Below are 14,707 nucleotides of genomic sequence, written 5' to 3'. Positions count from 1 at the left end.
AGTGAGGTGTTGTGATGACAACCGCCTTGTATGTGACGACGAAAGATTTTTGCAAACGTGCCTGGATTGGTGCGCTGCTGGCGGTGGGGACGCTGGTGATGGCGCCGTTGTTGTTTTTGGTGATCACGAGGCTGCAGGGTTTGAACCTGGAATATATGGAGCATGACCTGACCGGTTATCACTTTGCTTACCTCGGGCTTTCCTGGATCGCGTTTCTCGGCGTTTCTTTGCATGCGCTCTCTGGCTCTGAAAAAATCTGCCGGGCTCTGCCGGTCTCTTCGCGAGCGATTGCCAGCTGGCTGATGTTCTCGATGGTCGGACTGGTGGTGGTTCTGCAACTGTTGACGAACGGCGTCTATCGGATGTTGTTCTTTGACGAACACTGGCTGGCAGATTACTGGCCGTTATTGGGGCCGTTGCTCTTCATTGTGACTTTGATTCTGGTCGGTCACTGTTTCTACTGGAGTTTGCACGCGCCCAGTTTTACGCGCTTGTTTCTGGGAGCAGCACTGGTTCTTGGTATGTTATTCTGGTTTCTCTCCCGTTATTACCCGAATGGCTTTCACGCAGAGGAAGTGCCCTGGAGCCGCGTCACGCTGGGAGAATTTGTGTTGATGCAATTCGTGAGCATTGCGGCCTGGTATCAGGGGACCCGGGCCTTTGCCCAAGTCCGCGCCGGCACTGCAGTTCCCAGTCCGGCCTGGGAACGGGTGGAAGTCTGGTGGAACGGGTTACTGAGCGGCGCGATTCCAGAAAAGCAGCCCGAACCATTCTCACGGCGATCGGCTCTGACCAAACTACATTGGCGTGATTCCTGCCGCCGCGCTGTCATACTTGGAGGGCTCCTGTTTGGAGGCATTGTACTGGTAATCACTCTCGGCATTGGATTTCAGTTGAATTCGGATCAAACCAGTGTTCGCGAAATCGCCGAAGGATATTGGGCCATCACAATGTTGGCCAGTTTCGTCGCGTCGATTCTTGTCGCCTTTTTGTTAGGGGATGGAATGTGCAATAAGGGACGCACCGAAATGAGGACTTTTCTGGCAATCGCACCCCTCCCCGATCAGGATCTGAATACGTTGCTGTTTCGGAATATGGTGACATCTTCTGTTTTGACTCTCGCGATGATTTTTAGCGCGCTGTTTCTCAGTCTGGGGATCACCACACTCCTGTGGGGGCCAGAGGTTTTGAATTTCATGTGGGAGGGATTGTTTGGGGGTTCCCAGTATTTATTACGTTTTCTGTTGATTGGGATCGGCTTCTGGGTGCTTGCTTCAAATGCAGTTTCGGTGTTCTGGACAGGTCGCACCTGGTTTATCAACACCGTTGTCGGCGTTGGTTTTGGTGGTTTCATTTTATATGTGGTCACCTTCAATCTGCTGGGCGCATTCTTTCGCGGTTCCTGGGTGGCAGCAGCCATCGTGAGCATGATGTTGCTGGCAGTCTATTCACTGATTGTCGGATGCACATTTACAGCGTATCTCATAGCCTGGCGCAAGGCGTTCATCTCCTGGAAGAAGGCGGTGCTGGCGCTGCTGATCTGGTGCAGCCTGGGTGCTATCTTTTCAGTAACGCTATTGAACGAGGCGGCGCGATCGGGTCTGGAGCCTCGGTGGGGAATGTTCTGGATCTATTCCGCGATCAGTGCCTTCGTTTTGGCCCCGTTCGCGACGATTCCGCTGGCTCTGAGTTGGAACCGGCATCGCTAGAAAAATGAAAACGAGGATTGCAGGATGAATTCGGCCTTCTATACAACGACACGACTGTTTCTGAAACGTGCCTGGGTGGGCGCCCTGCTGGCGGTGGGGACGCTGGTCCTGGGACCTTTGCTGTATCGGATCGTCTTCGAATCTCCGCAGTCGGGTGTGAGTGCCGGCAGCCAGGAGTTACTAAGCTTACACATTTTCTATCTGGTTTGCTCGTGGATCTTTTTTCTCGCCGTTGGATTCTATGCGATTCAGGGATCACAAAAAATCTGTATGGGGCTGCCGGTTCGTTCGACCGCAATCGCCACGTGGATGATGCTGGTGACTGTAAGTCTGGTCGTGCTGTTACAGTTAGTCACGAATGGCGCTTACCGGGTCCTCTTTTTTGATCAACACTGGCTCTCCGAGTATTGGCCTCTGCTCGGGCCGTTGCTGTTTCTGGTGACGCTGATTCTGGTCAGTCATGCGATTTACTGGGGAGTGTATGCCGTCAGTTTTACGCGAGCATTCTGCTGGACCGTTTCCATCGTGGGACTATTCTGGTGGTTCATTTCCCGTTATTTTCCGAATGGATTCCGAGCAGATGCGGTTTCCTGGAAACATGTGACGCTCGAAGAATTTTTCACGCTGTTCATTGTCAGCATAGCGGCCTGGTATTGGGGAACCCGGGAATTTGCGAACGTTCGCTCGGGAATTGCCGTCCCCAGCACGCACTGGCAAGCGATGCACCGCTGGTGGGATTCGCTGATGAGTGGTGCCGTTTCCGAAAGCAACGCTGTCCCCGCATCAGTCAGATCGTCATTGGCACGACTGCACTGGCGCGATTCCTGTCAACGTGCGGTCATTGTGTATGGAACCTTATTCGGGATCACGGTTCTGGTGGTCAATCTGGCGATGAGGCAGGCCTTTGGGTCGACTCTCCATCAATACCTGGATGGTTTTCTGGCCATCACATTAGCGTTTAGTGTGATTGCTGCTGTTCTTTCCGGAATCCAGATCGGGGAGGGAATCTGCGCGCCTGGTAGAACCGAAATGAAGCGGTTCCTCGCGACGGCACCGCTGTCCGATTGCGATTTCTATCAGCCTCTGTTTTTGAATCTATTTAGAGCGATGGTTTCTATTTTCCTGATGATCCAGTTGGGCCTGTTCTTTTCGTTCGTAACGCTTCTGCTTTTGGATGGTGCCGCGATATTCAATGCAGATTTAGCAGTCCTTTCAGGTATCATTCTGAGGTATGCAGTTTATTACTTGGTCTGTTTCTGGATCATCAACGCGAATCTGATTTCCATTTTCTGGACCGGCCGCACCTGGTTTATTTATGGCTTGATCGGCGGAGGCCTGGGTCTCTTTGGGTTGTTCATCGCGTTTGGCGCTTTCCTGGAGCATTATTCTATCCATCACCTCGGATCACGTGATATTTCCCCATTCATGTCCTTTTTAATTTTTGCATTTCTGTCAGGGTCGCTCCTGTTATTGGGTGGTACGGCGCTCGCCTATGTTACTGCCTGCCGAAAAAAACTAATTCAGGTTTCAACCTGCCTGATTGCTTTTGTGTTATGGGTGATTGGCGTCTCGCTGGCGTGCTATTTTCTCTGCTCTCCACCGACGCGGCCTAATCATGTCGTGGATCTCAGTGCGATTCTTTTTTTCGTCTCACTCTGTACGCAGTTTCTAACCCCGTTTGCCTCCATTCCGCTGGCTTTGAGCTGGAATCGACATCGCTAAATACCTCGGCTGTAAGTAGATACGGTTTGCCTTCTTTGTCATAAATCGTGTGAAAATCTCGCTTTCAATCCAAATCCGCCGCCATAGTGACTTGCAGTCCTGAGCCCAGCAACTAAAAATAAGCAGTTAAGGCAGATTTTCAGTTTCAGGCCTGTTGTGTGGAAGTACACAATTTGCAGGAATGTGTATTAACATTCACTTCCACAGCGTCTCTGCCAGACGTGGATCGCAATCGGTGTAATTTTAGTGAGGAGAAATGATGGCGCGGGCAACACATCACATGTGGGGAATTGCTCTGTCAGCAGGGGTTGTTTTCACATTCGTCATCAGTGCGGGGGCTTTCACAGTTCAGGCAGAGGAGCCGGTGATTAAGGTTCCAGCTGGTTTGCCGCCCATTGAATTTCCTGAAGATAATCCTCCCACTGCCGAAAAAATTGCACTTGGGAAACAGCTGTTCTTCGACAAACGTCTCTCCCGTGATAATACAATTTCCTGTGCCAGCTGTCATGCACCCGATAAGGGGTACAGCAACGCAGACCAGTTTGCGACCGGCTTCAAGGGACAAAAAGGGGGCCGCAACTCACCAACGGTGATTAACGCCGCCTATAACAAGTTTCATTTCTGGGACGGCCGTGCCGGATCACTGGAAGAACAGGCGTTAGGACCGATTGCGAACCCGATCGAGATGAATCTGACGCTCAAGGAAGCCGTCGATCGAATCAACGCGATTCCCGGTTATAAAAAACAGTTCCAGAAAGTATTCGGTTCGGACGCGACCGAAGAGAATATCGCCAAAGCGATTGCCACCTATGAACGGACCGTTTTGTGTGGCGATGCGCCTTATGACCGATTCAAAGCTGGAGACAAAAAAGCGCTTTCAGAAGCGGCACAGCGGGGTATGAAGCTGTTTTTCGGCAAAGCCGTTTGCAGTGCCTGTCATTCGGGGCCGAATTTCACCGACAATGCCTTTCACAATATTGGCGTGGGTATGGATGCAAAAGAGCCTGATGTGGGCCGCAAAGCCATCAGTAAGCTGGGCGGTGATCAGGGAAGTTTCAAAACCCCTTCATTGCGGGATATCGCCCGATCCGGACCTTATATGCACGATGGTAGCATGCAGACTTTGAAAGAAGTGGTAGATCACTATAATAAGGGAGGTATTCCCAACGAGTTTCTCGACGAAGAAATTTACAAGCTGAGTTTGACGCCTCAGGAAGTGGATGATCTGGTCACTTTTATGAAAGAAGGACTGGGCAGTTCGGATTATCCTGAGCATAAAGCACCCAAGTTACCTGAATAACGTATCGCTGGTTGCTTCGAAAAGCACATCGTACGAAACGAACAAACCAATTGAAAATCCCCTTTTCAAAGGAAGATGAACACCATGCAGTGGAATTTAAACCTGATTTTTAAAGCAAGCGTATGCTGCCTGACGGCACTCTGCTTGACCTTGGGAAGTACTGCTCTGATCGCTGATGAGAAAGGCGATAAAAAAGGCGACGAGAAAAAAGAAGCCGCCAAGAAAGAGGAGCCCAAAAAAGAAGCCCCTAAAAAAGAGGCTCCCAAGAAGGAAGAACCTAAGAAAGAAGCTGCCAAGCCTGCTCCTAAAAAAGAAGAACCAAAAAAGGAAGAGCCTAAAAAACCGGCTGTGACTGTGAAAACTCTGGTGACCAACCTGGAAAATCCCAGTGGTCTCGCCATTCAGGAAGGCACCGGCCATGTGTTTGTTGCCAGCCGTTACGGCGTGTATCGCTACGATGCCAAAGGCAAAACCGTTGATCTGGAAATCGCCGGCTATCCGACAGACGTTTACGGCAAAGGACCTAAATACAACGTTGGTCCTCTGGGTGTCGCTTTCATGAGTAAAGATCAGCTGGTCGTCGGCGATGGCAGCCGTCCCGATGGTGAAGAACTGGTCCGCATTTACAAAGTCGGCGACAAGCCCGTTGCGAAATGGGTCAAAGAAGACACCGCCGTTCAGACTCTGGGCCCCATCAAAGCCGGCGACAAAACCGCCAAGGGTGAAGGCAACTTCTATGGAGTCGCCGTCGGTGGCGGAGACATCTTCATTACCTGTAACGGCGATGACACCAAAGGCTGGGTTGCCAAATCGGTGATTAAAGACGGCAAGGCCGGCCCGCTGGAACTGACCATCGCTACTAAAGAAGCTACCAACGTGGATGCTCCGGTAGCCATCACGTTTTCTCCCGATGGAAAAGAGCTGGTCATCGGTCAGATGGGTGAAATGAATGTCGCCAACGATGCACTGTTGACATTCTACGATCCCAAAACAGGCAAGCTCAAAAAGAGCCTGAAAACCGGTCTGAGCGATATCGCCGGCCTGGCTTACAGTCCCAAAACCAAAAAACTGTACGCAACTGATTTCTCCTGGGTGGATACCACCAAGGGGGGGCTGTTCGAACTGAAAATCGATGGCGACAAAGTGACTGCCGAAAAAATCGTTTCACTCGATAAGCCAGCTGCGATTGCATTTGACAAAGAAGGCAATCTGTATTTGACCGCTTTTGGAACTCAGGGGAAAGATCCTGAAAAATCTCCCGGTTCACTGGCGATCATCAAAGCTGGTCTCTAAAACAGACGCTCATGATGCGGGTTGAATTCCTGAGGAATCAGCCCGCGTCGTTATCACGAAATCAATTTTCACTCATATTTTGAAGGTAAGTAAAGACTAATGACAGTTAACGTAATGCAGCCCGCTCCCGATTTTGCTTTGCAGGGATATGACCGTACCAGTGATTCATTCAAGGATTACAAACTGGCCGACTTCAAAGGCAAGTGGGTCTGCCTGTTCTTCTATCCTCTGGACTTCACGTTCGTTTGCCCCACTGAATTAGTAGCATTCAACGATGCCCTCGGCGATTTTGAATCCCGTAACTGCCAGGTTCTGACAGCCAGCACCGACAGCAAGTACTCTCACAAAGGCTGGTGTGATGCTGATCCTCAACTGGCTGACCTGAAATATCCCATGCTGGCCGACGGCACTCACAAGCTGTCCAGCGATTACGGCGTATTGAAAGAAGAACTCGGCATCTCACTGCGTGGTATCTTCCTGATCGATCCCGAAGGCGTCTGCCAGTGGATGGCCATTCACCCGCTGAGCGTCGGACGTAACGTCGAAGAAGTTTTGCGTGTCCTCGACGCTCTCCAGACAGGCGAAAACGTTCCCTGTAACTGGAAGAAAGGTGAAAAGACACTCTAAGTCTTTCCCGCTGAATCAGCATTTAAAGCAGGAGTTTCCCGCATGGGGCTCCTGCTTTTTTATGCGCGCGGTTGATTTTTCATCGTATTGTTGAATTCTAGGTTACTTCTTGTTTCATCTTAGCCTCGGATAGTATGATTTCTCTGTAAACTTTTTTGTGATATTGCCAGATAGTGTTTCTTAATTTGAACGATGGCTACCTAAGACGTTAACCGGGGCGGCTACCCAGTGCCTCAATCGCTGCGGGCAGATATTGCGTGACTTCAAGGCGTGAGAGTGTTATTTTAGTGTCTGATTCCCCACCGCTGCGAACTGATTCCATTTGATGATAGTGTCAATCCATTGAGATAAAGGAGAAATCCATTGAAGTGCTCATACCGTCCTTTCGTGTTGATATTGCTGGCGATTTGCTGCAGTCCGCTTTTGTGCCGCGCTGCGGATGCGTCTGATGAAAAACTGTCGGTGCTGCTCATAGACGGGCAGAACAATCATAAATGGCAGCAGACAACACCGCTGCTCAAAAAGATTCTGGAGAATTCCGGTCGCTTTAAAGTTGAAGTTTCTACCACGCCGGAAGGAATTCCACGAAAACCGCGTATGATCACGGGCAAGCTTTCCAAAGAGGATGCGAAATATCAGGATCAGCAATTGAGACGCTGGGAAGAAACGGTTGCCCGCATCAAACGGGACGCACCTGCACAATGGAAAGCCTGGCGCCCCGACTTTAAACAGTACGATGTAATCGTCAGCAACTATAATGGTGAAAGCTGGCCCGAAGAAGTAAAGCAGGCGTTCGATCATTACGTCGCATCCGGCGGCAGTTTCGTGGTCGTGCATGCCGCCGACAATTCGTTTTCCGATTGGCCAGCATATAACAAAATGATCGCCGTCGGCGGTTGGGGCGGTCGCGATGAGAAATCGGGGCCCATGTTGAGACTACGCGATGATAAATGGATCAAAGATACATCCGCCGGTCGAGGGGGCACGCATGGTACGCGAATTCCCGTCGTCGTCAAGGTTCGTCAGCCCGAACATCCGATTGTGAAAGGGCTGCCTGTCGAGTGGATGCATCCGGCAGATGAAGTTTACGGAAAGCTCCGGGGACCTGCTGAAAATGTGACCGTTCTCGCAACCGCGTATTCCGAGCCCGATGAACGCGGCACCGGCGAACACGAACCGATCATGATGACCATCGATTATGGGAAAGGCCGCGTGTTCCATACAACGCTGGGGCACGATACGACGGCCCTGCAGGGGACCGGTTTTCAGATTACCCTGCAACGCGGCACCGAATGGGCGGCGACCGGCAAAGTGACACAGCCGATTCCCAAAGTCAAATGGAACGACAACGAACCGACAGTTCAGGCGCCCTGATCAATTCTCAAAAGATCGGTCCGATCAATTAACTATGACTTGAAGAAGGTGAGATCAGCTAACTGGTTTCACCTTCTTCTATTTGTTTACGCAGGCGAACTGCTTCGACATGATTTTTCCGCATGCGCAGATTGATCATTTCCACGGCGACAGAAAATGCCATCGCGAAGTAGATGTAGCCTTTGGGAACGTGAATTCCAAAACCCTCCACCATCAGCGTCACGCCCACCATGATTAGAAACGAGAGGGCCAGAATTTTGATCGTGGGATGTTCATCGACAAAATTGCCGATCGGTTTCGCAGCGAACAGCATCACGGCGACCGAGAGCACGATCGCAATCGCCATGATCGAGACATGGTCCGAAAGACCGACGGCGGTGATTACCGAGTCCAATGAGAAAACAATATCCAGCACACCGATCTGGACCAGCACCGATCCGAAGGTAGCTTGTGCCGCGGACATCCCCGATTCTTCGTGCGCGACTCCTTCCAGACTGTTATGAATTTCATGAGTGGCTTTGGCCAGCAGAAACAGACCGCCGCCAATCAGGATCAGGTCGCGTCCGGATAAATCGTATCCCATCAGGGAAAACCAGGGTTCAGTGAGCCCCATCACCCATGAGATCGAAAACAGCAGAATGAGCCGCGCGATCATGGCCAGACTGAGTCCCAGTGACCGGGCCAGGTCTCGTTGTGTTTCCGGCAGTCGACCGACGAGAATGGAAATGAAGATGATGTTGTCGATACCCAGCACAATTTCTAATGACGTCAATGTTGCTAACGCAATCCAGGCCTCAGGGCTGGCCAACCACTCAAACATATTTACTCCATTCAGTTCAGGTCAATTTCAACTCGTAGCGGATTATACACATCAGCCGGATTCTGAAAAGAAGGGGAACGGCTGCCAGCGTTTTGCGGCTGATTGAATTTCGAATTTTATTTTGGAATTTGTAGAAATTTGTTTAGTGAAATTTGTTAGATTGAGTGATTCGCCGCGTCTGCTGGGTTATAGAATGTCTATCCAAACGCACAGAATCTGTGTTTCGGGACAGAACTGAACGGCGGAATGTATACGAATGGCGGTGATCGCTGAGACTGTGGTCATGGTTTAAGTGTATGTTAAATAAAGCTTTAGGTGATGTTTTGTTGCAGGGGCGCATGATCTGTGTCTGGATGAAACAGTTCAAATTAATTCAGGGCCATACAACATGTTCTCATCCCAGTGGCTTTCTTCGTTGAAGAATCAGCTCCGCGTCCGTTCCTCCCGCAGGAAACATCGCGCGCGACGCCATCAGGCACCTTTTTCCCGAGCTCTGGTCTCCCGAAACGCCGCCGAATCTCTGGAAGACCGCACGCTGCTGACCGTCTTCACGGTGGTGAATACCGACGATTCCGGCGAAGGCAGTCTAAGAGACGCTATCGAGCAGGCCAATGCGAGTGCCGGGGCGGATACGATCTCGTTTGATGCGTCGCTGGCTGACCAGACGATTCAATTAATGAATCAGTTGCGGATCACGGATGACCTGACGATCATCGGCCTGGGCTCGGATCAACTGACGATTGACGCGAATCATACGGGGCGCATTTTCGATGTCTATGATGGAACGCATAGCGCGAACCTGTATGTCTCGATTAGTGGTCTGACGCTGGCCAATGGAGATGCGAACGTTCTGCCGAATTTGGAAAATACCACGCCGTCAATCGGTTTAGGGGGGAACATCTCCTATAAACGATACAATACCGGTGGTGCGATTTTTAATTATGAACATCTGAGCGTTTCGGATCTGGTGTTTCAGGACAATCAGGCCAGACTGGGGGGCGCTATTTCTTCCCAGTCGGGGGCCGGGGCAACCATGTCGATTGAAAATTCGGTCTTCCTGCGCAACACAGCCAGCGCGGGAGGGGCTATTTACAGTAGGAGTTCGGTTACGGTCACCGGCAGTTCGTTTGTAGAAAATCAGGCGACCGGTGATGGGGGTGCCATCTATGCGTCTTCATTGACCGTGAGTGGCTCCAGTTTTACCGAGAACAGTGCACAGGGAAGTGGTGGGGCCATTTATCATCCCTATGGAGAGCTGCAGGTTGCTGATTCGACATTTACTGGTAATGTTGCAGGAGAAAACGGGGGCGGAATTTATCATAACTACCGGAAGGTCTGGAACTGGGGTGGGATAACAATCCCGGACGGACCTGATGCCAGTATGCGACAGTCGGTCGTTTATCTTAATCCTACCGAGATCACCAATTGTGAGTTTATCGAGAATTCCGCGACTCTAGGCGGGGCGTTGTATTCTGTGGAACGGATCCCTGAAGGAAACCCTGTTGCATTTTCGATCGCTGATCCGAATCAAATTGTCGGCACCGGTTCGCCTTACGAATTCGAAAATAGTTTTGATCCTCAGGTCATTCTCAACGACTGTTTTTTCAAAGCAAATACAGCCGAGTTGGGGGGAGCCATTCTTAACCGATCGGGGTCGATTCAGATCGTCGACAGCACATTCGCAGAGAACACTGTCACCCATTCCGGCGGGGCGTTGTATAATTATGGTAATCTCGTGATGGAGGACAGCACTCTGAATAGAAACTCTGCAAACTCGGGAGGCGGGGTTTACAACACCGGCAACTTCAAACTGATTGACGGTTATTTTCTCCAGAATCATGCGGCGTCGACTGGGGGAGCCGTTGCCAGTTCTCTTGCCTATATCAGAGTCAACGAAACCTATTTTGGTTCAAATTCTGCCGGTCAAATGGGGGGGGGCATTTATCTGGTCCAGGGGAATCGAGGCTCTATTGTCGATGACATGGGGGAAATTCTTTCCAATCCCTCACCCCTGATTGAGAATAGTATTTTCAACAGAAATACCGCTGGGAACGGGGGGGGTATTTATAACAGTCCCTGGATGGCTGATATCGGTTTTCAGACACTGAACGTTCTCAATTCGACGTTCTATCATAACGAGGCGACCCAGTCAGGGGGCGGTATCTATAACGGGCGGACGCAGCTGAGTATTTCCGGGAGTGACTTTTCACAGAATCAAGCCATCGATGGCGCAGGTATCAATAACCTGGGCGGTTCTGTTTTTATCGAGGAAAGCACACTTTCTGAGAATATAGCAACTGGTTCAGGTGGCGCCATTGCTACCCTCGGCCACTTGTCCCTGTTTAATTCGACTCTGTCTGGAAACCAGGCCGCACTCGCCGGTGGTGGGATCTATCATCGCAACGGTGCAGAGTTTTCACCTGACGGTACTGAAGTGAATCTCTCTCCGATTGATCCTTCACAGTTCCCTATCGTTGATCCGGGCCTGCAACTTCTTCCGGCTAACCCACCTCAGATACTCGATTTGATATTTGTAGTGAGTCTGAATGGTGTTATAGACACCACGCTACCGATTAATGACAATGACAGCGATGTTCCAGCCGATTCGGTACCACTCTGGCTGTTGAATAGTTCACTCGATGTGGTTAACAGTTCGCTTGTCGGAAACACGGCAGGAGCATCAGGAGGCGGAATATCGACACCAGAGCCGGGGTCCCGTTCAACGACAACCGTCAAGAACAGCATTGTGGCCGGCAATGCAGCAACTGCGGGTTCCCAGATCGCCGGCGAGTTCACGGCGCAGACCAATATCATTCAGGACAGTATCGAGGACTTGATCGATCCGGTTCTGAGAGACAACGGCGGCCCGACCAAAACACACGCATTATTGCCCGGAAGTATCGCCATCAACGCGGGTAGTAATGAGATCGTGGAGAACGCCGATCTGATGACCGACCAGCGCGGAGCCGGTTTTGAGCGGATCATTGATGGGACCGTGGATATCGGTGCGTTCGAACTGCATTCCATGACGTTTGTTGTAGACACGAATTCGGACATCGATGACGGCGATTATTCCAGCGGCCAACTATCGCTGCGGGAAGCAATCCGGCTGTCGAATGAAAATCCTTCTGATATCGATCAGATCACTTTTGATGCCAGCCTGGCTGGTCAGACGATTGTGCTCAGTGGTGAGCTGGAGATCAGAGACAGCGTTTTAATCACCGGCCTGGGGGCGAATCTGCTGACCCTGGATGGAAATCAGAATGGTCGCATTTTCAACATCCATGGGTTCTGGACGGGACCGATGCGCCAGGTTGTGATTGACGGTCTGACTCTCACTAATGGAGTCGATATGTCTGGTGGGGCCATCTATACTGATAAAATACTGACGGTGAGAGACTGTTTGATTACACATAATCACTCCACACGAAGTGGAGGCGGAATCTACAGCGAATATGAATTGAATGTGATCAACACCACTTTTCTCCTGAATAGTGCCGCTTTGAGTGGGGGAGCGATCAAGGCCGGCGATCATCGGACAACCATCACAGGTTCCTCATTTGAGAGAAATACAGCGCAGTCCGGGGGCGCCTTCTCCGCAAGCCAGTTTTATATCAGAGGACCAAAAGTTTCGATTTCAGACAGCACGTTTTTCGAAAATTCCGCTTCGTCAGCAGGTGGAGCGATTTATATCTATGAGGGAACTCTGACGATCGAAGACTCCGAGATCTCGAAGAACACCACCAGCCAGTGGGGGGCGGGGGTCTATAGTGAGCACGCAGCCATTTCGATCACCGGTAGTACGCTTGCTGAAAATCTGGCTGTCGTCAATGGTGGTGGGGTTTATCTTCTGGATGGCAGTCTGAATCTCAGGGAAAGTACGCTTTCAGGAAATTTTGCCGGTTCCACCGGAGGGGGAATCCACAGCACGGGTGATCTTACGATCTACAATAGCACCATCTCAGGGAATACCACCAATGGTTTTGGCGGCGGCGTTTACCAGACAGCCGGACTGGGTGGTCCGACGGAGATTGAGTTCTACAGCGTTTCCACAGCCGATTTTATTTACTACCGTGAGACTCCAAATGAATTGACCATTGTGAATAGTACCATTACGGGAAATCACGCTGCGATATCAGCGGGCGGAATTTTCAGTAGTGCCGAGACCTTCGAACTGGCGAACAGTATCGTCGCCGGTAATTCGGCAGCAGGCAATGCACAGATCAGCGGCGTCTATTCGAGTGGCATCAACATCATCCAGGACAGTATTGAGGGGGTCCTGGCCCCGGTCCTGCGAGATAACGGGGGGCCGACGAAAACTCACGCCTTGCTGGCGGGAAGTGCTGCGATTAACGGCGGTGATAACGCTGCCGCCGAGGCCGCGGGTTTAATGAACGATCAACGTGGTGATGGCTCGTCACGCATTGTGGATGGTACTGTTGATATCGGAGCCTTTGAGGTGCAGGCGCCCCTGGCGCAAATTGATTTGCGAGTCGTCAAGTCGAAAACGCCGACGTCCGGAAACGGCGAGAGTGCCTCTCTACCTGAGAACATCACCTGGATTGACGAGTGGGGCAATTACTGGGTCGAAATCTGGATCAGCACGGCTGATACAACCGATCTAGGCATTATGTCAGCCAACCTCGATTTGACCTACAACACAGAGATCACAACCGCCACCAGCATCGAATATGGTGCCGCTTTTACCGAGAATCAGACAGGCACGATCAATGATCAAACGGGAACGATTGAAAACCTCTCAGCTGAGACCAGCCTGACGAATGTTGGCGATGATCAACGCGTCCTGTTTGCCCGGATTAAATTTGAGTCCACTACCGATGACGCCGTCGACCTGGATCTGGAGGGGCAAAGTCTGAATGCACAAAGTCTGAGCCTGGAAATTTCTCAGCCACAAATATTGTTGGCAGATCATACCGCCAGTGATGTGATTTATGGTCTGGCTCCAGCAACCCAGATCTGGGCAAATCCTTACGATTTCAACGATGATGACGCAATCAATGTTGCTGATCTCAAGATTTTGATCAGCACATATCATTCAGTTTCCAGCAAATCTAATTCGCCCCATAAATGGATCACGGATCTGAATCGAAATGATCGTGTCGACTTGAGAGATCTTATACTGTTTGTCAGAAATTTTGGTAAAGATAAAGCAGATCGATCTCAAAATTATTTTCCAGAGAATTTTATTGAACTCTGGTTCGATCATTTGATCGTCGACAGTCAGAGTGAAGTACAGGCAAACGCTCACCCCGTGACACAGTCTGCCGCGGAAACCGTGCTTGAGTCGGTCGTCGAACAAGTCAGTCCGCAATTAACACCCAGCCAAAATGAAACGTTGGCGCAGGTGGATATTGAAGTCGTTGATTTGGCAGGCGAAACTCTGGGCCGCGCTGTTCCCGGCACAATTTATATCGATGTTAACGCCGCCGGTCGCGGCTGGTTTGTCGATGCCAGTCCCGCCGATCACAGTGAGTTTACTTATGACAGCGAATTGACGCTGATCGCCTTACCCGACAGTAGTGCCGCCGGCCAGGTTGATCTCTTCACGGTCATCCTGCACGAACTCGGTCATTTGCTGGGATACGAACACGAAACCGACGGTGTCATGCAGGAAACGCTGGTGCCCGGCGTTCGTCGTCTGCCCGATTGGGCCGATGAGACTGATTCCTTCTTCAGCACGCTTAGTGGGGAATCAGAACTACTCCCATTCTAAGGAAAGAGGTTCCTAATGAAATTGCTCGAAGTCTGTACATAAAGTCCCCGTTGTTTAAATGTTTGATGGGGAATCACTCGTTGTCTTTGGTCCAGACTCTGTTAGTATACAAAGTTCTAAACGACCAC

General features: G+C 50.8%; 8 protein-coding genes. 7 read left to right on the top strand and 1 reads right to left on the bottom strand.

All coding sequences use genetic code 11. The features are described 5' to 3' along the window. The first annotated feature begins 14 nt into the window (after window positions 1-14). The 6 genes from Enr17x_RS27360 to Enr17x_RS27335 all read left to right on the top strand — a co-directional run bounded on the left by Enr17x_RS27360 (window position 15) and on the right by Enr17x_RS27335 (window position 8,025). Window positions 15-1,709 carry an EscU/YscU/HrcU family type III secretion system export apparatus switch protein gene (locus tag Enr17x_RS27360; RefSeq protein WP_145313293.1) on the top strand — a complete coding sequence of 565 codons (1,695 nt, stop codon included), beginning with the start codon at window positions 15-17 and terminating at the stop codon, window positions 1,707-1,709. 24 nt (window positions 1,710-1,733) lie between these two features. Further along, complete coding sequence (locus Enr17x_RS27355) at window positions 1,734-3,431, top strand: hypothetical protein (RefSeq protein WP_145313291.1); 1,698 nt, start codon at window positions 1,734-1,736, stop codon at window positions 3,429-3,431. Between the two features lie 256 nt (window positions 3,432-3,687). Then, window positions 3,688-4,731, top strand: coding sequence for a cytochrome-c peroxidase (locus Enr17x_RS27350; protein ID WP_232100873.1), 1,044 nt, complete (start codon window positions 3,688-3,690; stop codon window positions 4,729-4,731). A gap of 84 nt (window positions 4,732-4,815) precedes the next feature. Then, window positions 4,816-6,024: an NHL repeat-containing protein gene (locus Enr17x_RS27345; RefSeq protein WP_145313289.1), complete on the top strand. Its 1,209-nt coding sequence runs from the start codon at window positions 4,816-4,818 to the stop codon at window positions 6,022-6,024. 99 nt (window positions 6,025-6,123) lie between these two features. Then, window positions 6,124-6,651 carry a peroxiredoxin gene (locus Enr17x_RS27340; protein ID WP_145313287.1) on the top strand — a complete coding sequence of 176 codons (528 nt, stop codon included), beginning with the start codon at window positions 6,124-6,126 and terminating at the stop codon, window positions 6,649-6,651. Window positions 6,652-7,014: 363 nt separating this feature from the next. Next, on the top strand, window positions 7,015-8,025 hold the full coding sequence (locus Enr17x_RS27335; RefSeq protein ID WP_232100872.1) for a ThuA domain-containing protein: 1,011 nt from the start codon (window positions 7,015-7,017) through the stop codon (window positions 8,023-8,025). Window positions 8,026-8,083: 58 nt separating this feature from the next. Here Enr17x_RS27335 and Enr17x_RS27330 read toward each other — a convergent pair whose 3' ends face one another. Continuing rightward, on the bottom strand, window positions 8,084-8,845 hold the full coding sequence (locus tag Enr17x_RS27330; RefSeq protein ID WP_145313285.1) for a TerC family protein: 762 nt from the start codon (window positions 8,843-8,845) through the stop codon (window positions 8,084-8,086). Window positions 8,846-9,233: 388 nt separating this feature from the next. Here Enr17x_RS27330 and Enr17x_RS27325 point away from each other — a divergent pair, with 388 nt between their 5' ends. Beyond that, complete coding sequence (locus Enr17x_RS27325; RefSeq protein WP_145313282.1) at window positions 9,234-14,579, top strand: choice-of-anchor Q domain-containing protein; 5,346 nt, start codon at window positions 9,234-9,236, stop codon at window positions 14,577-14,579. The last annotated feature ends 128 nt before the right edge of the window (window positions 14,580-14,707 follow it).

This window comes from Gimesia fumaroli (genome assembly GCF_007754425.1).
In the GTDB taxonomy this organism is placed as follows: Bacteria; Planctomycetota; Planctomycetia; order Planctomycetales; family Planctomycetaceae; genus Gimesia; species Gimesia fumaroli.
Note: the sequence above shows the minus strand (reverse complement) of the source record. Positions and strands in the feature narration are given on the sequence as shown.

Excerpts from the sequence above, each read along its gene's own strand:
- Enr17x_RS27360 (WP_145313293.1), top strand. The coding sequence starts at position 15 with ATGACAACCGCCTTGTATGTGACGACGAAAGATTTTTGCAAACGTGCC.
- Enr17x_RS27340 (WP_145313287.1), top strand. The coding sequence starts at position 6,124 with ATGACAGTTAACGTAATGCAGCCCGCTCCCGATTTTGCTTTGCAGGGA.
- Enr17x_RS27325 (WP_145313282.1), top strand. The coding sequence starts at position 9,234 with ATGTTCTCATCCCAGTGGCTTTCTTCGTTGAAGAATCAGCTCCGCGTC.
- Enr17x_RS27330 (WP_145313285.1), bottom strand. The coding sequence starts at position 8,845 with ATGTTTGAGTGGTTGGCCAGCCCTGAGGCCTGGATTGCGTTAGCAACA.
- Enr17x_RS27350 (WP_232100873.1), top strand. The coding sequence starts at position 3,688 with ATGATGGCGCGGGCAACACATCACATGTGGGGAATTGCTCTGTCAGCA.
- Enr17x_RS27345 (WP_145313289.1), top strand. The coding sequence starts at position 4,816 with ATGCAGTGGAATTTAAACCTGATTTTTAAAGCAAGCGTATGCTGCCTG.
- Enr17x_RS27355 (WP_145313291.1), top strand. The coding sequence starts at position 1,734 with ATGAATTCGGCCTTCTATACAACGACACGACTGTTTCTGAAACGTGCC.